Here is an 18,846-nt window from a genome sequence, read left to right on the forward strand (position 1 = left end):
CTACCAGAGGAGTCCCATGCAGCCGATCAGCCGCCGACACGTGCTGTCCGCGCTCGCGCTGGCTCCGCTGGCGGCCTGCACCCCCGACCCGACCCCTCCGTCGACGTCCCCGACCCCGAGCGCGACGCCGACGCAGTGGCCTGAACGCGCCGGGGACAAGCTCAGCATCGACGCCGCCGTCTTCGACGGTGCCTTCGGGACGGCCTACGTCCAGCTCGCCGCCGACCTGCTGACGAAGGCCTACCCGAGCGTCACCACGAAGGTCACGGCGCTGGAGAAGGTCAACGAGGAACTCAAGGCCCGCTTCGCCGACGGCGCCACCCCGCCCGACCTGATCGACAACTCGGGCGCCGATCCGCTGCCGGTCGCGGAGATGCTCGACCAGTTCCTCCCCCTCGACGACGTGATCGCCGCCACCAACAGCCAGGGCGAGGTCATCTCGGAGACCCTGCACACCGGGGCTCTCAACCCGGGGAAGGTCGGCGACGACCTGATGGCCGTCAACTACGCCGTGTCGGTCTACGGCCTCTGGTACTCGGCAGCGCTGTTCGCCGCCGAGGGATGGGCCGTCCCCACCACCTGGGACGACCTGCTCGAGCTCGGCGACACCGCGCGCGGCCTCGACAAGTACCTGTTCGTCTGGGGCGACGACGCGGCCACCTACTACCAGGAGCTCGCCGTCTCGTCGGCGATCAAGGAGGGCGGCCACGACGTCCGCAAGGCCCTCGACAACCTCGACTCCGGCTGCTGGGAGCATCCGGCGGTGATGGGCGTGCTGGAGCAGTTGGAGCTGTGCGTGAAGGAGGGCTTCTTCCTGCACGGCGGCCCGTACCTCGACGCGCAGGCCGAGTGGTCGGACCGTCAGCTGGCGCTGCTGTACCCGTCCGGCGCCTGGATCGCGCACGAGATGATCGAGCGGACGGCAGAGAACTTCGAGATGACGGTCGCGGCGGCCCCGACGCTGACGTCGTCGCCGACGCTGCCGATCACCGCGATCCACTCGGCGTCGATGGAGCCGTTCGTCGTGCCCGCGAAGGCGTCGAACCCTGATGGCGGCAAGGCCCTGTTGAAGACGATGCTGAGCCCCGAGGTCGCGCAGGAGTTCACCAGGACGAACCTGATGCCGACGATCGTGCGCAACTCGATCCCGACCGACCTGAAGTCGTCTGCCCTGACGTCGCAGACCCGCCTGCTCGCCGACGCTGGCGAGGACGTCTTCACGTGGCGGTTCAACGACTACTACGGCTTGAACCTCGAGCAGGGCGAGTTGTGGGCGCGGTTCCTGTCGAACCAGCTGTCGGCGGCGTCGCTGGCCGAACAGCTGCAGGAGATCACAGACCGGGTCCGCAACGACCCGAAGGTCGAGCGCTACACGGTCTCGTAGGTCCGCCCAACCCGTTCCTCGAGCAGCCTCGGCCGACGAAGTCGCGCCAGGCGTCGTCGAAAGGCACCCACACCTACAAGCAATCCCGACCGAAGACCCCGCGCATCGTCACGAACCTTTCGACAACGGGCGATCCCGCTCTGCGGGGCGGCCCTGCTCAAGGAACGGAAGGGACAACGCGCGCCGTGCCCGGCCCTGCCGAGGGACCGGGGAGGGACAACAGGCGCTGCTCCGCAGGGTGGGCCCGCTCTAGTAACGGGAGGGACGAGTACGCCGCCGAGCGTTCCTCCTCCCGGAACGGACGGCGTCACGGGCGTTTCGACGTCAGCGCGAGCGGCGGCCAGTTCCGAAGATGCTGCGGATGATCTCGCGGCCGGTGGTGCGGACCAGGTCCTTGAACACCGTCGACTTGGTGACCTGCTCCATGAGCGAAGGGTTCTCCTTCTCCCACTTGCGGCGGGCCGCCTCCTGGGCGCGCTGTTCGCGCTCGAGGCGGGCGCGCTCCTTCTCGGCGTCGCGCTGCTGCTTCTCGAACTCCTTCTCGAGCCGCGCGGCCTCCTTTTCGGCAGCCGCTGCCTGCTCGGCGCGCTCCTTCTCGAGGCGCTCCTCCTCGGCGATGCGGGCGCCCTCGGCGAGACGCTTGGTCAGCAGCTCGTAGGCCGACTCGCGGTCGATCGCCTCGCCGTAGCGGGCCTTCATCGGAGACGCGTCGACGATGGCCTGCATCTGCGGCTCCGGCGTCGGGCCCATCTGGGAGGTCGGCGCCCAGATCTTCGTCCAGGCGACCGGCGTCGGCGCGCCCTTCTCGCTCATCACCGTGACGATGGCCTCGCCGATGCCCAGCTGCTGCAGCAACTCCTCGAGCTCGTAGTCGGAGTTCGGGTAGGTCGCCACCGTCGCCTTCAGCGCCTTCGCATCGTTCGGCGTGTGTGCGCGCAGCTGGTGCTGCACGCGCGAGCCGAGCTGGGCGAGCACGTCGTCAGGCACGTCCTTCGGCGTCTGGGTGACGAAGAACACGCCGATCCCCTTGGAGCGGATCAGCCGCACCGTCTGGGTGATGGCGTCGAGGAAGGCCTTGGAGGCGCCGTTGAACAGGAGGTGGGCCTCGTCGAAGAAGAACACCAGCTTCGGCTTGTCGATGTCGCCGACCTCAGGCAGGTCGTTGTACAGGTCGGCGAGCAGCCACATCAGGAACGTCGAGAACAGCGCGGGGCGCGAGGCGAGCCTCGGCAGCTGGAGCAGCGAGACGACACCGCGACCGTCGGGCGCGACCCGCATCAGCTCGGACGGGTCGAACTCCGGCTCGCCGAAGAACACGTCGGCACCCTGGTCGGCCAGCGTGATCAGGGAGCGCAGGATGACGCCGGCGGTGGCGGTGCTGACCCCGCCGATGCCCTTCAGCTCGGCCTTGCCCTCGTCGGAGGTCAGGTACTTCAGCAGCTCGATCAGGTCCTTCAGGTCGAGCAGCGCGAGGCCGGCCTTGTCCGCATAGTGGAACACCAGACCGAGGGAGGATTCCTGCACCTGGTTGAGGTCGAGGACCTTCGACAGCAGGATCGGGCCGAACGCCGTGATGGTGGCGCGGACGGGGATGCCGATGCCCTCGCCGCCGAGGGCGTAGAACTCGGTGGGGAACGACGTCGGTTCCCACGGCTGGCCCTGGCCTGCGGCGCGGGCGAGGATCTTCTCGCCCGACTGGGCTGCCGTCGCCATGCCGCTGAGGTCGCCCTTGATGTCGGCCGCGAAGACGGGCACGCCGGCGCTGCTGAGCGCCTCAGCCATCACCTGGAGGGTCACCGTCTTGCCTGTTCCGGTGGCGCCGGCGACGAGTCCGTGGCGGTTGAACATGGAAAGGGGAATGCGGATCGGGGCGTCGACGACGGGCTGATCGTCGGCGATCAGGACACCGAGGGTGGCCGACGGAACGTCGAAGGTGTAACCCGCGCGGATGAGGTCGACATGTGCTGCATCGTTCACGCGCCTACCTTCCCACATCCCGCCTCCGGAGCGCCGCGATCACGTTCACTTCCGGCTGCCCGGCAGGGTGACTCTGCCGGTCGACGGCAACCTCTCAAACGGTTGCGGGTACTGTGGGGCCGTGATCTTCAAGCGCGTCGGCGACAATCGCCCCTATCCGGACCACGGCTACACCCAGAAGCAGTGGATCGCGATCGCACCTCACCAGGTGCGCCTTGACGAACTCACGACCACCAAGAGGACCCTGGATCTGGAAGCGCTGCTCGAGGAGGATTCGACCTTCTACGGAGATCTGTTCGCCCATGTCGTCGCCTACAGGGGTGAGCTTTATCTCGAGGACGGGCTCCACCGTGCTCTGCGCGCTGCACTGCAGCAGCGGCAGACAATGCACGCCCGGGTGCTCGAATTGAACTAAGGTTTCCTCCCAAACCCCGACGAAGGCGGCACGAGTGCGCATTTTCAGGCTCATCGCTACCCCACTGATCCTGCTGGGGCTCCTCGGCCTGCTCGCTTGGGGCGCATTGTGGGGCTGGAAGGCCTTGACGGCACCGATTCCGTCGCCGTCGCCGACGCCGTGCGTGACGCAGACCGTCGAGACCCTGACGGGACAGTCGGTTTACGTGCGGATCTTCAACGCCGGCTTCACCACCGGGGCGGCGGGCCGCCTCCGGGACGCGCTCGAGTCGCGGGCCTTCAACGTGATCCGGATCGACAACGTCGAGGAGAAGTACAAGAAGGTCACGATCAAGGGCAACACGAAGCACGGCGGCCAGCTCCGCCTGCTGACGCTCCAGTTCGCACCCGACACGTTCGAGGTGCAGGACGACGGACGCATCGACGGCACCTTCGACGTCTACCTCCCCACCGATGGCGTTGAGATGGCCGAGACCCCGATCTCTCAGATCGCGGGCGGCGAGGTCTGTGTGGTTCCGCCCAAGACTCCGACCCCCAAGCCCTCGCCCGAGCCGAGCCGAGAGCCGTAAAGCCACGCCCATGTCACGCCGCGGCGAGCCTTCTCGGGGTTTCGAGACTCAGAGGTGGCATGGGAGCAAGCGTTCCTCGCTGCGCATCTGTCTGAGCGTCGGTGTCCTCCTGCTCGCGGTGTCCTTCCTGCTGGGTCCCGCCCAGCCGGTTCCGATCGCGCTCGACCTCGTCCCCGCCCGCTTCTTCGGGGAGCTGTGCGAGACGAACCCGGCCTGGAAGACGACGTGGGTCGTGATCAGCGCGATCCTCAGCCCCGACACGTTGCGGGTCATCGCGGGGGTGCTGCTCGTTGCCTGCCTCGTTGTCCCGCGCCGAGAGGGCGCGCCGGGCGAGGCGCTGAGGCTGCCGACCGTCGTGTGGAGCGTGATGCTGTTGGTCGCCTCCGTGTTGCCGCTGGCGATCAAGGTCTTCGTCGACCGTCCCCGTCCGGGGCTCGCCGCCGTCTCTGCGTTCGGCTCCGCCTACCCCTCATCGCATGCGGCCGCGATCACGGCGGCTGTGATCGGCGCCTGGCTCGTCTTCGCGCCGCTGTTCCGGGTGCACCCGTGGCTGGTGTAGGCCGCGGTGGCGCTGGTGTGGCTGGTGTCGTTCGCGCGGATGGCCCTGGCCGTGCACTACGTGACGGACCTCGTCGGCGGGATGGGGCTGTCGCTGACGTTCCTGTCGATCGCGCTGATGGTGATCACTGCGGTCGAGAAACGCTCTGCAGCCTCGGCCTGACCCGGGTCCGCGTTTGCCGTGACCTCGCCTCGCCGCCGCCCTGAGGAATGCTCCCGGGTCCGGCTCGGGACGTTGCGATGCAGTCGGCCGGGATGGTCGTGATGAGCAGATCAACGCCTGAGCCGTGGCTGGCGGGGGCCCCGAGGCTCGCATCGGGACGGGAGGACGCATGAGAGAAGCCCCGCACTGCTGCGGGGCTTCTTCTGGCGGTGATGGAGGGATTTGAACCCCCGGTAGGTTTCCCTACTCTCGCTTTCGAGGCGAGCACTTTCGGCCGCTCAGTCACATCACCGAGAGCGATTTTACCGAGTCGCCTGCCGTTTGACCAATCGTCGAGTTGACTCACGCTAGATGCCCGCGTAGGTCGATTCGTTGACTCATCTCAACATGCCCGCGTAGCGGCACGCTACGAGGATGGAGTTGACGATGGCCCAGCGCAAAGCGATCACCACGGCCCAGGCGAAGGCATGGACGAAGGCGACCAAGGCGGAGAAGGCCGCGATTCTGGACGCGGTGGTCCAGGTCACCGGCTGGCATCGCGATCATGCCCGCAAGATGCTGCGCCGCGCCGCGACCGGTCAGATGCCCGGGCCCCGCAAACCCCGAGAGGCGATCAGGCGCTACGACACACACGTCACCGAAGCATTGGTGCGGTGCTGGGCCATGCTCGACGGGATCGCCTCGAAACGTCTCGCAGCCGCCTTGCCACGGTTGCTGGCCGCGCTGGAACGCCTCGACCGACTCGACATGAGCGTCGAGGTCCGTGACCAGCTCCTGGCCATGTCACCGGCCACCATGGACCGGCACCTGCAGCCCTACCGCACCGGACTGATCGCTGCCAAAGGCATCGCCCACACCAAACCCGGCTCGTTGTTGAAGTCCTCGATTCCGCTCAAGACCTGGGCCGAGTGGAACGACACCGAACCCGGGTTCATCGAGATCGACCTGGTCGGCCACGAAGGCGGCGACAACAACGGCACCTTCCACTACAGCCTCAACGCCACCGACATCGCCACCGGCTGGACCGAAACCTGCACCGTGCGCTCCAAAGGCGAACGCATCGTCGCCGCTGGCCTCGACCAACTCATCGGCCGGTTCCCGTTCCTGATCCTGGGAATCCACTCCGACAACGGATCCGAGTTCATCAACCACCACCTCTCCCGCTACTGCAACCTGCGCCAGATCACCTTCACCCGCGGCCGGCCCTCCCACTCCAACGACCAAGCCCACATCGAGCAAAAGAACTGGTCGATCGTGCGCCGCGCCGTCGGCTACTGGCGCTACGACACCGCCCGCGAACTTGACCTCCTCAACCACCTCTGGCCCGCCTGGAACACCCGAAACAACCTGCTGATGCCCAGCCAGAAACTGATCTCGAAAACCCGCACCGGCGCGAAAGTCACCAAACGCCACGACACCGCCACCACACCAGCCGACCGGCTCCTTCGCGACCACCCCGACACGCTCACCCCAGCCGAGCACGCTGCCCTCCACGACCGCCTCGACACCGTCGACCCCATCGAACTCGGCGACCAGATCGCTGTGATCCAAGGCAACCTGCTCGACCTCGCCAAACGCCGCGGAGCCGTCCAGCGACGCGCGAAACGCAACCACGTCTACCTCTCCCGCACCAAAATCACGCGGGCATCTTCAGATGAGGCAACGACTCAAACCAAGCGGGCATCTTGACATGAGGCAACGGGATCGTCGCCCGAGCATTGGCGCTCGTTCACAGGCCCGCTCGCAACGTCGACGCGGCCACAGACCGCTGGCTCTGCCCCTCCGACTGATCGGCCGAGGCCGAGCGACGCAGGGAGCGCTCGCAGAACCCCAGCCGACCGAGCGGCCAGGGCAGCAGCCCATTCCGGCTGAGACCCCCCGGCCAACTCCCGTGCACAGACCTACAAGGAGCGTGACATACGCCACTATCGGCACCAACCGCGCTCACCGTGGCACTGTGCACGTCCCCCCGACGGGCTTTAGTCGCGGGCGACCTCGACGGTGAACCCGCTCATCGCCGACGGTCGGGTCGCCACGTGCACCGAATCCCAGACGACTGAGCGGCACAGGCAGCCGCCACTCTGGGCGAGACCCCCGTGGCCCGCTCCCGTGCACAGACCTACAAGGAGCGAGACACACGCCACCATTGGCACCAACCGCGCTCACCGTAGAACTGTGCACGTCAACCGGGTCGCAAGCACCCTCCGCATCGAAGTGGGTCACGATGGGGCCGAGGAGCCGAGGGGCACCCCCAGGTCAACAGCATCGACATGGTCACGATGGAGACGAGGTGTCGCGGGGAGCCCCCCAGGTCCACACCATCGAGGACCCTCGTGCCGGGGAACTGCCGGACGATCCCGCTCGGACCGAGCCGCCATTGCGACGCCCGGAACGACCCGGACTGCGCCCGCTGGCCCCGCTGGCGGCCGGGGCATAGAGTGTGCCGGTGCGTGACTTCGTGACCTTGATGAAGATTCCCGGTCTCGCTCTCGTCATCGCGACCCAGCTCGCCGCCCGCTTCCCCGCAGGCATGTACTCGCTTGGCCTCCTGATGCACGTCGAGCACACCCAGGGGAACTACACCTCAGCAGGCATCGTGCTTGCCGCCTTCTCGATCGGCATGGCCATCGCCGGGCCGATCGTCTCGCGCCAGCTCAGCCGGTTCGGGACGATGCCGGTCCTCGTGGTGACGCTGGTCATCTCCTCGGCCTCCTTCGGGCTGCTCGCGGCGCTGAACCTCCCCCTCGCCGGCCAGGCCGCGCTCGCGGCGATCGGCGGCGCGGCGATGCCTCCGGTCATCCCCGCCGTCCGCACCCTGTACCCCGTCATGGCGCCGCAGCGGATGCTCACCGCCCTGTTCAACCTCGACGCAGCCCTGCAGGAACTGATCTGGGTGTTCGGACCGGTCCTGATCACCCTCCTCGTCGCGGGCTTCGGCACGTCGACGGCGCTGCTGGTGGTCGTCGCGATCCAGGTCGCCGGAGGGCTGCTGTTCGCGCTCGCCCCGCGAGTCCGCCGACTCGTGATCCCCGCAGCCACGCGCAAGCTCGGACGGGTGCTGCAGAACCCGTCGGTGGTCCTGATGATGTTCGCCTCGATGCTGATGATCGGCTCGTTCGCCTCGATCGAGGCCGCGGTCGTCGCCACGTTCGGCGAGGGTTCCGTGAACGCGGGCATCGTGCTCGCCATCTCGTCGATCGGATCCCTGCTCGGCGGCCTGCTCGCCGGGAACCGTCAGCTCACCCGTTGGTCGCTCACTCTGCGACTGCTGGTGGTCGTCAGCGGTTTCGCGGTCGCGACGGCGACGTCGGGCTTCGTCGGACTCTCCATCGCGCTGTTCGTCGCCGGCCTCGGCATCGCCCCGGCGCTGGCCGCGGTGTCCTCGGTGATCGCCCGCGCCGTCGACCTCTCCGACACCGCCGAGGCGTTCGGCTGGATCGGCACCGGCCAGTTGATCGGCACCTCCATCGGGTCGGCACTGGCAGGCATCGCCATCGACGCGCAGGGCGGCCACGGCGGCATCCTGGTCAGCGTCGCGATCTGCGCGCTCGCCGTCGTGGTGTCGGCCGTGTTCCGGAAGGCCCAGCCCGACATGAAGCTGCCGATCGAGGACGACCTCTGACCAGCACCCGGTCGGGCGGTGCGACGCCCGAACGGCTTGGGGACAATGCCCTGAGAAGGAGGTCGACCGGTGGCTGACGATCATGGCTCCCACGCCTGCTGCTCCGGTGACGTGTCGTCGTTCGCGGAGCGCGCACCCGGGACGGCGCGGATGGCTGCCGGCCCCGTCGGCCGCTCGGACCACCTTCCCGAAGAGGTCGAGCTGCCCGGCGGCACATTCGCGATGGGCGACTCCTCCGGCGACGCCAACCGCAGCGACGGCGAGCTGCCGGTGCGCCAGGTCGAGGTCGAGCCCTTCGCGATCGACGCCACCTCCGTCACCAACGACGCCTTCGCGGCCTTCGTCGACGCCACCGGCTACGTGACCGACGCCGAGGACCTGGGCGTCTCGGCCGTCTTCCACCTCGCCGTCAGGGCCAGGGACGAGGACGTGCTCGGCGCCGTCCCCGGCACCCCCTGGTGGTTGGCCGTCCGCGGCGCCGACTGGCGGCACCCGGCCGGGCCGGAATCCGCGCTCGAGGGAATCGGCGACCACCCCGTCGTCCAGGTGAGCTGGGCCGACGCTGCCGCCTACGCCGGTCGTCGGCTCCCCACTGAGGCTGAGTGGGAGTACGCCTCCCGCGGCGGCCTCGCGTCGAAGAAGTACCCGTGGGGCGACGAGGAGGTCGACGAGCGCGGCTGGCGCGCCAACATCTGGCAGGGCCGCTTCCCCGCCGTCAACACAGTCGAGGACGGATTCCTGACCACCGCACCGGTGCACAGCTTCGAACCGAACGGGTTCGGGCTGTGGCAGACGGTCGGCAACGTCTGGGAATGGTGCTCGGACGTGTGGCGGGCCGGCTCGGACAAGTCCGACCCGGCGGTCAGCCGCGTGATGCGCGGCGGCAGCTACCTCTGCCACATCTCGTACTGCAACCGCTACCGCAACTCGGCGCGGACGTCGAACACCGCCGACTCGGCGTCGGGCAACGTCGGCTTCCGCACGGTCCGCGCGCTCGGTTGACGGACGCCCACCGTTCCTGACGCCCCTGCTGCCGGGCTTCGGATCGTGACCTGCATGCCGCCGAGAGTCGCCGGTTCCGGTTGCCGAGACGCAACCTCCCCGTGGGGGGCCACTCGTCTTCGGCCCCGACGCGTGGCAGCGCTTGACCGCCTACCGGCGAGCGGCGAAGAACGCGTCGAGCAGCGCCGTCGACTCCTCGGCCAGGACACCGGTGGTCACCTTCGGGCGGTGGTTCAGGCGAGGGTCCCGCACGACGTCCCACAGCGAGGCGACGGCCCCCGCCTTCTCGTCGTAGGCGCCGAAGACCAGGTGGCCGATCCGGGAACTGACGATCGCGCCTGCGCACATCGTGCACGGCTCGAGCGTGACCACGAGCGTGCAGTCGGTCAGCCTCCACTCCCCGACGGCCTCCGCGGCGCGGCGGATCGCGACCACCTCGGCGTGCGCCGTCGGATCTGCGTGCAGTTCGCGTTCGTTGCTCGCGCGGGCGATGACGACGCCGGACGGGTCGAGCACGACGGCGCCGATCGGGACGTCGTCATGGCGTGCGGCAGCCTCGGCCTCCTCAAGGGCGAGGCGCATCGCGGGGTGCCAACGGGTGGCCACCGCCGCTCCTAGTCGTCGAAGGCCTCGGCGGCCCGCTCGAACTCGTCGCCGACCTTGAGTCGCTCGGCGATCCGGCCGAGCAGCTCGTCGGAGTCCTCGTCGTAGTCGGTGGTGATCGCCTCGAGTTCGAAGGCGCGCAGGCCGCTCGCGGCGTACATCTCCATGTCGCCGAGCGGGGCCGGCTCGTCGTCCTCGTCGGGAAGCTCGACACCGAGGTAGTCGACCACGTCGCGGGCGATCGGCCAGTCGTTGGCGGCGGTCACGTCCGAGAGCAGCACCTCGACGGAGCGTCCGCGCACCCGGCAGATCACGAAGAACTCGCCGTTGATGGAGACCCAGCCGTCGGCGCCGGAGTCGCCGGGAAGGCGGTTCAGCTGGCGGATCAGCTCGTCGAGGTCGTTGGCCAGGTCGAAGTCCATAGGCACGATGGTCGGCTTGCCGTCCTCACGGTAGAGGGCAACGACCAGGTCGACATCGTCCTCCGAGGCGTCCTCAAGATCGTCGTCGTAGTCGTCCTCGTCGCTGTCGGCGTCGTCCTTCAGATCGAACGGCTCCGCGTCGTCGTCGAACACGTCCACGGCTCTCTCCTTCCAACGCGACCACACGTGAGTTCCCATCCTTGCACGCCTGCCCGGAAGACACACCTCCTACCCCCTTCCGGTCACTACCGGCGCCGGATGTGGGACAGTTGGTCCGTGGAAGTACGCGTCGTTCAGCATCCCCTCGTCGATCACAAGCTCTCGCTGCTGCGCAGCAAGACGACCCCGCAGCCGAATTTCCGGAAGCTGGTCGACGAACTGGTCACCCTCCTCGCCTACGAGGCGACGTTCGGAGTGCGCGTCAACGAGGTCGACATCGAGACCCCGATCACGATGACGAAGGGCACCCGCCTCGCGAACCCGGCCCCGCTGGTCGTCCCCATTCTCCGCGCTGGCCTCGGCATGCTCGACGGCATGCTCCGCCTCGTCCCGACGGCAGAGGTCGGCTTCCTCGGCATGATCCGCGACGAGGAGACGCTCCAGCCCATGACCTACGCCGAGCGCCTCCCGCAGGACCTGTCCGGGCGCCAGTGCTACGTCCTCGACCCGATGCTCGCCACGGGCGGCTCGCTCGGCGGGGCGGTGCAGTTCCTGGTCGACCGCGGCGCCGACGACATCACCTGCATCTGCCTGCTCGCCGCCCCCGAGGGCATCGAGAAGCTGCAGGGCCTGCTGTCCGACCTCAAGGTTCCGTGCAGCCTCGTCGTCGCTGCCGTCGACGAGAAGCTCGACGAGAACGGCTACATCGTGCCCGGGCTCGGCGACGCCGGCGACCGCCTCTACGGCCTGGCCCAGTAGCAGCCCGCAGGTCGGCCTGTGCCGTGAGCCGACGCGGCTCCCGCGCACAGTTCTACGGTGAGCGAGACAGGTGCCAATAGAGGCACGAGTCGCGCTCCTCGTAGATCTGTGCACGCCACCCCCTGACATCCAGGGCCACGTCGGTAGGTCCCGCTGCCACTGCAACTCAGCCCGGTCGCCGCCCGAGGCCACCGCAACCCAGAACCTCGCCTAGCGCAGCTCCCGAGCACAGTTCTACGGTGAGCGAGATCGCCGCCAATAGAGGCACGAGTCGCGCTCCTCGTAGATCTGTGCACGCCAACCCCGACAGCACAGGACATCCCGGGCGACCTAGGCCAATCCGCCGCAGCCTGCCCAACCGCGGGGTCTACCACAGGCGACGGTTCACCCCGGGCCTCTCGGACGCCGGTCCGCGACTTTGCGTCACCCAGAACCGCCCTGACGACCAGGTATGCCTAGACCGACGGCGCGTCCCACCAGCCGAGGACCCGCAGGGCGTGGAAGGTGACCCACTTCGACGGCTCGCCTCCGTCGACGTCGACCTCGAACCACACCGCGCCCGGATGCCTGCGTGCCTGCAGCCAGGTGCCGTCGCTCTGCCGCGCCGCCCGCACCACGTCGACGGCGTCCGCCAGGCGCGGATCGGGCGCGACGCCGTCGTGCAGGGAGGCGGCCCGGAAGTGGTCGAGCGCCGTCAGCGCGTTGTAGAACGACCTGAACGGCCAGGCGAACTTGTCGACCCACGGCCCGATCGGTTCGCCGTCGGAGAGCCGCCACAGCAGCCGACGCTCGAGCAGATACTCCTGACCGCGCTGACGCGCCTGCCGGAGGGTGTCGTCGCCGGTCCTGATCTCGTGGTCGAGCATGCCCTTCACGCCGTTGAGCGTCGAGACGACCGACGAACGGGTCGCGCCCTCCACCCACTCGCAGTTCCAGCCGCCGTCGTCAAGCTGGTGAGCGGGGAACCAGTCGCGCAGGCCGGACATGTCGCGACCCAGCCACGCCCCGTTGGCGAGGGTGAACGCGTTGATGCAGACGTCGACCTCGCCGTCCCAGTAGGGAAGATCGTCGTACTCCCACCGCGAGTTGCGCTCGATCCTGTCTCCCGTGTCCCCGAGCACCGAAGGGTCGAGGCCGAACTCGCGCAGAAGGTTCAGCGACCACGTGGTCGCCGTCCACGGCTGGCCAGGCTCCGGATTCTCGAACTCGAAGCCGGCCGGGAAGAACGCTCCGCCCGCCCATTGTCCGTCCGGGTCCTGGAGGGCGAGCAGCCGCGCGCCGAAGCCCTCGGTCGCGACCCGTGCGCGCGTGCGCTGCCATTGATCCTCGGGACGGCGCAGCAGGTCGCGCTCGACCTGCCAGCGCAGCGCCGGATCGGAGTCGAGCAGCCACTCATGGACGTCGTCGTTCATGGAGGAAGCGTAAACACAGGGGCCGACGGTCCGGCCGACAACGCCTCGGATAGCGTGGCCACGTGGCCGGTACGAAGAACTCTGGTTGGGTTCCGCAGCAGCACGGGGCATGGGCGATGATCGTCGTGCCCTATCTCACGGGCCTCGCGCTCGCAGCCCCGCACCGCCAGCTCGACCTCGGCGACCTGTTCCTCGGTCTCACCTGGCTGGTCGGTTACTTCGCCTTCAACGCCGCGACGCTGACCCTCAAGTCGCCCGCCAAGCGGCGCGCCCGCTACTACGTTCCGCTGGCGACCTACACGGGGGCCGCGAGCGCGTTCGGCCTCGTCACCCTCGTCTTCAAGGGCTGGCCGCTGCTGTGGTGGGTGCCGCCCTACGCCGTCGTGCTCGGCACCTCGCTCTGGCTGGCGGCAAGCAAACGGGAGCGCAGCCTGCTCTCCGGGGTGCTGACCATCGTGGCGTCGTCCGGCCTGATGGGCGTGCTGCGGCTCTGGCCGGGGGCCCCGGCGCTGGAATGGCGCGAGTGGGCGGTGATGGCCGTCGTCACGCTGTACTTCATCGGGACGGTGCTGCACGTCAAGGCGCTGATCCGCGAACGCAACGACCCACGCTCGGCGCCCCGCTGCATCGCCTACCACGCGGTGCTCGCGGTGTTGATCGTCGGCGCCGTCGCCGCCGGCTGGCTGACCTGGTGGTGGACCCCGTGGGCGCTCCTGCTGGTGGTCCGCGCATGGTGGATGCCGAGGGCGCGGAGGAAGCCGGGCGTGATCGGCGCCGTCGAGATCGTGAACTCGGTGCTCCTCCTCGCGCTCGTGTTGTTCGCCTGAGCACAGCCTCGCTCACCTGCATCGCGACCTGATAACGATGCGGAAAAGACCATTCCGCTGGGCTGACCAGCGTGGTAGCGTCCGTTTATGGTCGATGGTGATACAAATTCGGCCCTGCCAAGAATGAGCGGGATCGTCAAGCATTTCCCCAGCGCGAAGGCCCTCGATGGCGTGGACCTGGAAGTGTTCCCCGGCGAAGTGCACTGCCTGCTAACCCACACCACCTCACCAGCCACCCGAGAGGACTCACGACATGCCCCTGAGAGAAGAAGACAGCCGCGCCGCGGTCAGGCCCAAGCGGTCCTCCAAACTCCCAGACCAAGGTCCGGCGCATCACCGGAAAAGGAACGAACTCATGACGTCACCAGGCGACGACTCCGATACTCAGACCCCGACACCCCCGAACCAGCCCAGGCCAGACATGACCCTCACCGACGAGCTGGGTATGCAGATCGCCAGCGAGATCAAAACGATCAAGGGACTCATTGGCCAGCTCCACCAAAGACTCACCTTCCTGGAAGGGCAAGGGCAAGGCCCAACTGCAGGCGGACAGGACGACACGGACAACAGCCTCAAGGCACCGGGCAAGTTCGACGACTTCACCGAATGGCTCGACTGGCTGTTCGTCACGTACTACCTACGCGAAACCCTCCTCGAGGAACTCAGCACCAACACCGGCCTGCAAGAAGAATTCAAGGCACTCTACGTGGCGTACTGCTCAGTGATTGGTGAAGGCAACGCATCGTTCGCGTGGGTCCGCTGGCACGAGGCATTCGCCTCCCTGCAACACCGCATCAGGGACATCAGCGACCGGCATCGCACCGCAACATCAGCCCTGCCTGAGCAAACCTAACCAGCCCACCGACCACTTGCTTTGTAACACAGAATCGAGCCCGTAAGCTTGGATTGTATCTCCCAGGCAGATACAATCCAAGTATGAACCTAGCGGAGAAGCTCAGACGGCTAGCCGAGGTCACCTCCACACAGTGGGGGATGATCACGACCGCCCAGGCGAAGACGCTTGGCGTCTCCCGAGTCGACTTGGCGCGGATGGTCGATGCCGGGCACCTCGAACGCCTCGCACATGGTGTCTACCGCGACAGCGGTACCCCAGACGACCGCTGGAGCGAGCTGCGCGCAGCATGGCTCAGCACAAGCCCGAAGCTTCTTGCGGAAGCGAGGGACCGCCGAGGCGGCGATGTCACGGTCGCTGGCGAGTCTGCGGCTCTCCTCAACGGAATCGGCGACCACCGGGCCCACCGACACGAGTTCGTCGCCCCACAGCGGCGGCAGACTCAGCGCAGCGATATCCGTTACAGGCAACGAGAACTCGACCCCGTCGACGTCACCCTGGCCGAGGGGCTGCCCGTCATGACGATGGAACGCACCATCGCAGACCTCCTCGAAAGCAACATCGACTTCAGCCTCGTCGCTGACACCCTGCGTGACGCTGTCAGTCGGCGCGACCTCGACCAGGAGCGCCTTATGGCGCTCCTGGCCCCGCTGGCCGCCCGCAACGGACTGCCCACGGGTGACGCCCAAGGACTCTACGACAAGCTCGCGGAGACGGCTCAGATCGACGCCGCCGAGGCAGGCGAGATGATCCGGCGCATGTCCACCCGCCCCGCGCTGCAAGAGGAACTCATGAAGTTGGGACTGGCGGGCTACGCGGCGACACTACGGGCGGAGCATCTCGCATTGCTTGAGGCGATCCGGCCAGTGCTCATCGAGAGGGTCTTGCTCGGAGAGACGCTTCAGCTCGCCGGGCTTGGGGATCTTCTCACAGAGACGCCTCAAGATCTTCTCGGAGAGACGCTTCAGCGCGCCGGGCTTGGGGATCTTCTCAGAGAGACGCCTCAATATCTTCTCGGAGAGACGCCCGCAGCTCGCCGGGCTCGGGGTCTTCTCGGAGCGACGCCTCAGCTCGGTCTACCCGGCCCCGAGCTGATCCCACACGACAACGATCCTCGTAGCATGACTGGGCCAGCAAGCGAGAGCGAGACGACAGGTGATGAGTGACCACTATCCCAATTCCAAGGGCGTCGCGCACGCGATCACACTGGCTGCGCGCGCACATGCAAAGCGCACCGGTCGCAGTGTGCAGATGCTCGTCGAGGAGGAAGTACACCGCCGGTTCCTGAGTCGAGTGTTCTCCGAAGGTGATGAGTCGCAGTGGATCCTGAAGGGCGGCGCAGGGATGCTCGCCCGCGTCCCAACTGCTAGAGCAACGACAGACCTTGACCTCTTCCAAGAGGGATACTCCCTCGAACAGGCGCTGGAAGATCTTCGCCGTCTTGCTGCGGTCGATCTGGGCGACCACTTCCGGTTCGAGTTCAAGAAGTCGCAGCCCATCCTTCAGGGAGAGCAGAACCCGTATGCCGAGGGCTGCCGGGTGACCTTCGACGTCTACCTCGGAGTGACCCCCCGCGGGCCGCTACACGTCGACCTGGTCAGCTCGAAGGGCATCGTCGGACCTGTCGAGATGGAAGTTCCCAAGAATGCACTCGACCTACCTCGGCTGACAAGCCACCCCTACCGGGTCATCCCGTTGGTCGACCAGGTCGCTGACAAGGTTTGCGCCACGCTGCAGCTCTACAACGGGCGTCAGTCCAGCAGGACGAAAGACCTCGTGGACCTGGTCGTGCTAGCCCGCACGTTTGACGTCGACGGCAGGCTCCTGGCCATGGCCATCGAGGGTGAAGCGCGCCGTCGTGGGATCGGTCCATTGACCGCCTTCCGCGTGCCTGTGGCCTCCTGGAAGGCCAGGTACGCACAGATGGCCGCGAGCGTTCCAGCGTGTGAGGAATACACGGACATCACCGCCGCAGAGAAGCTCGTCGCCAGGTTGATCGACCCGTGCCTTGACGGAATGACCGTCGGGAAGACATGGCAGTCGCAGGAGATGGCCTGGTTCGACAGCTAAGCCGATCGGTAGAGGCTGTTGTAGGGCGAGTCGGGCCGCCTCGCCGACGTCGCGCATATGAGGCTTACAACGACAACTGGGTCGGACCGTTCATGAACGGTCCGACCCAGTTGCGGCTTTTGGCGATTGATCAGGCGCGACGGTTGATGACGATGGCCACAACGATCAGCGCGATCACGGCGACCTCGCCGACCAGGACCGCGATCTCCCAGGTCCCCAACATGTCGTTCCTCTCTCTGGCTTCAGCCTTGCATTCCGCTCGTAAGGGTCAGGCTGGTGCCCGTTCCCTGGTTGGTCTTAAGCCAGTATGCGCTGGTTGCACCAGTCCCCACGTCGATCTTGAAATGGCAGGTGCGCCGGACCTTGGCGCTGTTGATCCGTTCAAGCACCTGAGAGGTGACGCCTCCGACGCCGGTGCACATCGGGCCGTGGTAGGCAGTGATCGTGCCAGCTCCGCCCTTGTTCTGCGTGACGTTGACCTTTGTAACTGAGCGCGCGGGTGAACCAGGACTTGTATGCAGTGCAGCCCGAGTACCTCGTCTGGTAGGCGCTGCTGTAGACGGTGGTGCAGTCCGGCAGAGCACGGGTAGTGCGGCCAGGTTGGCCGAGGGGTGCGACATCGGGGATTTCGGCGCGGGTCAGCGAACCGTCAGCGAACCTCTCGATAGTCACCCCGGTTGACCAGCACCAGCTCTCGCGGGTCGAGACCGAGTTGGGTATAGAGGCTGTAGTCGCGGGCTGCGGCCTTCTGCCCAGCGTTGTCGTGGTCGGTGGGGCTGAGGACCACACCGGAGGGGGCGCAGTCCGCGATCAGCTGGCCCTGGGCGACGGTGAGCGCGGTCCCCAGCGGTGCGACGCCGACGGCCTTGCCTTCGCCTGCGAGGCTGACGGCGATCGCATCCATAGGGCCCTCGACCCTGACGGGCAGCGCAGTGGGCCGACCTGCCGTTCGAGGAGGTGGCCAAGCTCGCCGGCGACTGGGGATATGACGGTCTCGAGATCGCGTGCTGGGGTGACCACCTCGACCCGTGGCGGTGGGAGGACGACGACTACATCGCGGGCAAGAAGGAGGTGCTCGAACGCAACGGCCTGCAGGTGTTCACCATCTCGAACCACCTCAAGGGCCAGGCCGTGTGCGACGACCCGATCGACCAGCGGCATCGCGACATGCTGCCCGACGTCGTGTGGGGCGACGGCGACCCCGAGGGCGTGCGGCAGCGCGCCGCGGAGGAGATGAAGCACACGGCCAGGCTCGCGGCGAAGCTCGGCGCGAAGACGGTGACCGGCTTCACCGGGTCGTCGATCTGGAAGTACGTCGCGATGTTCCCGCCCGCGTCGCAGGAACTCGTCGACGCCGGCTACCAGGACTTCGCCGATCGCTGGAACCCGATCCTCGACAAGTTCGACGAGGTGGGCGTCCGGTTCGCGCACGAGGTCCACCCGTCCGAAATCGCCTACGACTACTGGACGACGGTGCGCACCCTCGAGGCGATCGGCCACCGGGAGGCGTTCGGCCTGAACTGGGACCCCAGCCACATGGTGTGGCAGGACCTCGACCCGGTCGGCTTCCTGTGGGACTTCAAGGACCGGATCTACCACGTGCACTGCAAGGACACGAAGAAGCGGATGGTCAACGGCCGCAACGGTCGGCTGTCGTCGCACCTGGCGTGGGCCGATCCGCGTCGCGGCTGGGACTTCATCTCGACCGGCCACGGGGACGTGCCGTGGGAGGACGCGTTCCGGATGCTGAACGCCATCGGTTATCAGGGCCCGCTGTCGGTCGAGTGGGAGGACGCCGGAATGGACCGCCTCGTGGGAGCACCCGAGGCATTGGAATTCGTCAGGAGCTTCGCGTTCGATCCGCCTGAGGCGGCCTTCGACGCGGCGTTCTCGACGAAGTAATGGGAGAGCGACGGCGGGCGGATCCCCGGATCCGCCCGCTCGTCGCGCCCCTGGTTCGTCGAACGCGTCCCGAAATCGCGCCTATGGGTGAGATTCCGCCCACAAAGGAATGGATTTTCGGCACAGAATCTCGGTCTGACCCGTCGGGAT

At 67.4% G+C, this 18,846-nt stretch carries 20 protein-coding genes and 1 tRNA gene; 14 read left to right on the forward strand and 7 right to left on the reverse strand.

All coding sequences use genetic code 11. The annotated features are described in order from the left end of the window. Nucleotides 1–16: 16 nt before the first annotated feature. Nucleotides 17–1,384 carry an N-acetylglucosamine/diacetylchitobiose ABC transporter substrate-binding protein gene (gene ngcE, locus BW733_RS05750; RefSeq protein WP_077348733.1) on the forward strand — a complete coding sequence of 456 codons (1,368 nt, stop codon included), beginning with the start codon at nt 17–19 and terminating at the stop codon, nt 1,382–1,384. Nucleotides 1,385–1,708: 324 nt separating this feature from the next. On the opposite strand, the gene BW733_RS05755 is transcribed toward ngcE, so the two are convergent. Then, nucleotides 1,709–3,361, reverse strand: coding sequence for a helicase HerA-like domain-containing protein (locus tag BW733_RS05755; RefSeq protein ID WP_237268315.1), 1,653 nt, complete (start codon nt 3,359–3,361; stop codon nt 1,709–1,711). A gap of 121 nt (nt 3,362–3,482) precedes the next feature. Here BW733_RS05755 and BW733_RS05760 point away from each other — a divergent pair, with 121 nt between their 5' ends. The 4 genes from BW733_RS05760 to BW733_RS18210 are packed head-to-tail and all read left to right on the forward strand — an operon-like array spanning nt 3,483 to nt 5,065. Beyond that, nucleotides 3,483–3,776 (forward strand): type II toxin-antitoxin system VapB family antitoxin, encoded by a 294-nt coding sequence (locus BW733_RS05760; RefSeq protein WP_077348738.1) that lies wholly within the window; start codon nt 3,483–3,485, stop codon nt 3,774–3,776. A gap of 34 nt (nt 3,777–3,810) precedes the next feature. Beyond that, on the forward strand, nt 3,811–4,344 hold the full coding sequence (locus BW733_RS05765; RefSeq protein ID WP_077348741.1) for a LytR C-terminal domain-containing protein: 534 nt from the start codon (nt 3,811–3,813) through the stop codon (nt 4,342–4,344). Nucleotides 4,345–4,354: 10 nt separating this feature from the next. Continuing rightward, complete coding sequence (locus tag BW733_RS05770) at nt 4,355–4,903, forward strand: phosphatase PAP2 family protein (protein WP_077348743.1); 549 nt, start codon at nt 4,355–4,357, stop codon at nt 4,901–4,903. Between the two features lie 6 nt (nt 4,904–4,909). Further along, complete coding sequence (locus BW733_RS18210; RefSeq protein WP_161490143.1) at nt 4,910–5,065, forward strand: hypothetical protein; 156 nt, start codon at nt 4,910–4,912, stop codon at nt 5,063–5,065. A gap of 204 nt (nt 5,066–5,269) precedes the next feature. Here BW733_RS18210 and BW733_RS05775 read toward each other — a convergent pair. After that, a tRNA-Ser gene (locus tag BW733_RS05775) sits at nt 5,270–5,357 on the reverse strand. A gap of 122 nt (nt 5,358–5,479) precedes the next feature. Between BW733_RS05775 and BW733_RS05780 the strand changes: the two genes are divergently transcribed. The 3 genes from BW733_RS05780 (at nt 5,480) to BW733_RS05790 (ending at nt 9,689) form a co-directional block, all read left to right on the forward strand. After that, entirely contained in the window at nt 5,480–6,754 is a 1,275-nt protein-coding gene (locus tag BW733_RS05780; RefSeq protein ID WP_202970180.1) for an integrase catalytic domain-containing protein, read from the forward strand. Between the two features lie 757 nt (nt 6,755–7,511). Then, nucleotides 7,512–8,687 (forward strand): MFS transporter, encoded by a 1,176-nt coding sequence (locus BW733_RS05785; RefSeq protein WP_077348746.1) that lies wholly within the window; start codon nt 7,512–7,514, stop codon nt 8,685–8,687. 150 nt (nt 8,688–8,837) lie between these two features. After that, nucleotides 8,838–9,689 (forward strand): formylglycine-generating enzyme family protein, encoded by an 852-nt coding sequence (locus tag BW733_RS05790; protein ID WP_077352763.1) that lies wholly within the window; start codon nt 8,838–8,840, stop codon nt 9,687–9,689. A gap of 150 nt (nt 9,690–9,839) precedes the next feature. Here the strand turns inward: BW733_RS05790 and tadA are convergent, their stop codons facing one another. Together tadA and BW733_RS05800 are read right to left on the reverse strand one after the other, a co-directional pair. Next, the gene (gene tadA, locus BW733_RS05795; RefSeq protein WP_077352765.1) at nt 9,840–10,271 is read right to left on the reverse strand and encodes a tRNA adenosine(34) deaminase TadA; all 432 of its coding nucleotides are present in this window, start codon (nt 10,269–10,271) and stop codon (nt 9,840–9,842) included. 32 nt (nt 10,272–10,303) lie between these two features. Then, nucleotides 10,304–10,912, reverse strand: a complete 609-nt coding sequence (locus BW733_RS05800; protein WP_077348748.1) for a tRNA adenosine deaminase-associated protein — start codon at nt 10,910–10,912, stop codon at nt 10,304–10,306. Between the two features lie 60 nt (nt 10,913–10,972). Between BW733_RS05800 and upp the strand changes: the two genes are divergently transcribed. Then, complete coding sequence (gene upp, locus BW733_RS05805) at nt 10,973–11,632, forward strand: uracil phosphoribosyltransferase (protein ID WP_179947140.1); 660 nt, start codon at nt 10,973–10,975, stop codon at nt 11,630–11,632. Nucleotides 11,633–12,087: 455 nt separating this feature from the next. Here upp and BW733_RS05810 read toward each other — a convergent pair whose 3' ends face one another. Beyond that, nucleotides 12,088–13,044 (reverse strand): squalene cyclase, encoded by a 957-nt coding sequence (locus BW733_RS05810; protein ID WP_077348752.1) that lies wholly within the window; start codon nt 13,042–13,044, stop codon nt 12,088–12,090. A 62-nt stretch (nt 13,045–13,106) separates the two neighbouring features. Here BW733_RS05810 and BW733_RS05815 point away from each other — a divergent pair, with 62 nt between their 5' ends. From BW733_RS05815 to BW733_RS05830, 4 genes are all read left to right on the forward strand, one after another. Beyond that, a complete protein-coding gene (locus BW733_RS05815) occupies nt 13,107–13,871 on the forward strand; it encodes a YwiC-like family protein (protein WP_152024585.1) in 765 nt (254 codons plus the stop codon). Between the two features lie 421 nt (nt 13,872–14,292). Continuing rightward, nucleotides 14,293–14,724 carry a hypothetical protein gene (locus tag BW733_RS18215; RefSeq protein ID WP_161490144.1) on the forward strand — a complete coding sequence of 144 codons (432 nt, stop codon included), beginning with the start codon at nt 14,293–14,295 and terminating at the stop codon, nt 14,722–14,724. Between the two features lie 83 nt (nt 14,725–14,807). After that, nucleotides 14,808–15,890 (forward strand): type IV toxin-antitoxin system AbiEi family antitoxin domain-containing protein, encoded by a 1,083-nt coding sequence (locus BW733_RS05825; protein ID WP_077348759.1) that lies wholly within the window; start codon nt 14,808–14,810, stop codon nt 15,888–15,890. Continuing rightward, entirely contained in the window at nt 15,883–16,794 is a 912-nt protein-coding gene (locus BW733_RS05830; protein ID WP_077348761.1) for a nucleotidyl transferase AbiEii/AbiGii toxin family protein, read from the forward strand. Before BW733_RS05825 ends, BW733_RS05830 begins: the two co-directional genes overlap by 8 nt. A 242-nt stretch (nt 16,795–17,036) precedes the next feature. Here BW733_RS05830 and BW733_RS05835 read toward each other — a convergent pair whose 3' ends face one another. Together BW733_RS05835 and BW733_RS05840 are read right to left on the reverse strand one after the other, a co-directional pair. Next, nucleotides 17,037–17,216, reverse strand: coding sequence for a hypothetical protein (locus BW733_RS05835; RefSeq protein WP_077348763.1), 180 nt, complete (start codon nt 17,214–17,216; stop codon nt 17,037–17,039). A gap of 227 nt (nt 17,217–17,443) precedes the next feature. Further along, nucleotides 17,444–17,698 (reverse strand): toprim domain-containing protein, encoded by a 255-nt coding sequence (locus tag BW733_RS05840; RefSeq protein WP_077348765.1) that lies wholly within the window; start codon nt 17,696–17,698, stop codon nt 17,444–17,446. A gap of 53 nt (nt 17,699–17,751) precedes the next feature. On the opposite strand from BW733_RS05840, the gene BW733_RS05845 reads away from it, so the two are divergent. After that, a complete protein-coding gene (locus tag BW733_RS05845; RefSeq protein WP_237268317.1) occupies nt 17,752–18,696 on the forward strand; it encodes a sugar phosphate isomerase/epimerase family protein in 945 nt (314 codons plus the stop codon). Nucleotides 18,697–18,846 lie beyond the last annotated feature (150 nt).

The organism is Tessaracoccus flavescens (assembly GCF_001998865.1).
In the GTDB taxonomy this organism is placed as follows: Bacteria; Actinomycetota; Actinomycetes; order Propionibacteriales; family Propionibacteriaceae; genus Arachnia; species Arachnia flavescens.

Bases quoted from the DNA above. Each gene is read 5' to 3' on its own strand.
- ngcE (WP_077348733.1), top strand. From the start codon at position 17: ATGCAGCCGATCAGCCGCCGACACGTGCTGTCCGCGCTCGCGCTGGCT.
- BW733_RS05770 (WP_077348743.1), top strand. From the start codon at position 4,355: ATGTCACGCCGCGGCGAGCCTTCTCGGGGTTTCGAGACTCAGAGGTGG.
- BW733_RS05780 (WP_202970180.1), top strand. From the start codon at position 5,480: ATGGAGTTGACGATGGCCCAGCGCAAAGCGATCACCACGGCCCAGGCG.
- BW733_RS05790 (WP_077352763.1), top strand. From the start codon at position 8,838: ATGGCTGCCGGCCCCGTCGGCCGCTCGGACCACCTTCCCGAAGAGGTC.
- tadA (WP_077352765.1), bottom strand. From the start codon at position 10,271: ATGCGCCTCGCCCTTGAGGAGGCCGAGGCTGCCGCACGCCATGACGAC.
- BW733_RS05800 (WP_077348748.1), bottom strand. From the start codon at position 10,912: ATGGGAACTCACGTGTGGTCGCGTTGGAAGGAGAGAGCCGTGGACGTG.
- upp (WP_179947140.1), top strand. From the start codon at position 10,973: ATGTGGGACAGTTGGTCCGTGGAAGTACGCGTCGTTCAGCATCCCCTC.
- BW733_RS05810 (WP_077348752.1), bottom strand. From the start codon at position 13,044: ATGAACGACGACGTCCATGAGTGGCTGCTCGACTCCGATCCGGCGCTG.
- BW733_RS18215 (WP_161490144.1), top strand. From the start codon at position 14,293: ATGACCCTCACCGACGAGCTGGGTATGCAGATCGCCAGCGAGATCAAA.
- BW733_RS05825 (WP_077348759.1), top strand. From the start codon at position 14,808: ATGAACCTAGCGGAGAAGCTCAGACGGCTAGCCGAGGTCACCTCCACA.
- BW733_RS05830 (WP_077348761.1), top strand. From the start codon at position 15,883: ATGAGTGACCACTATCCCAATTCCAAGGGCGTCGCGCACGCGATCACA.
- BW733_RS05835 (WP_077348763.1), bottom strand. From the start codon at position 17,216: ATGTGCACCGGCGTCGGAGGCGTCACCTCTCAGGTGCTTGAACGGATC.
- BW733_RS05840 (WP_077348765.1), bottom strand. From the start codon at position 17,698: ATGGATGCGATCGCCGTCAGCCTCGCAGGCGAAGGCAAGGCCGTCGGC.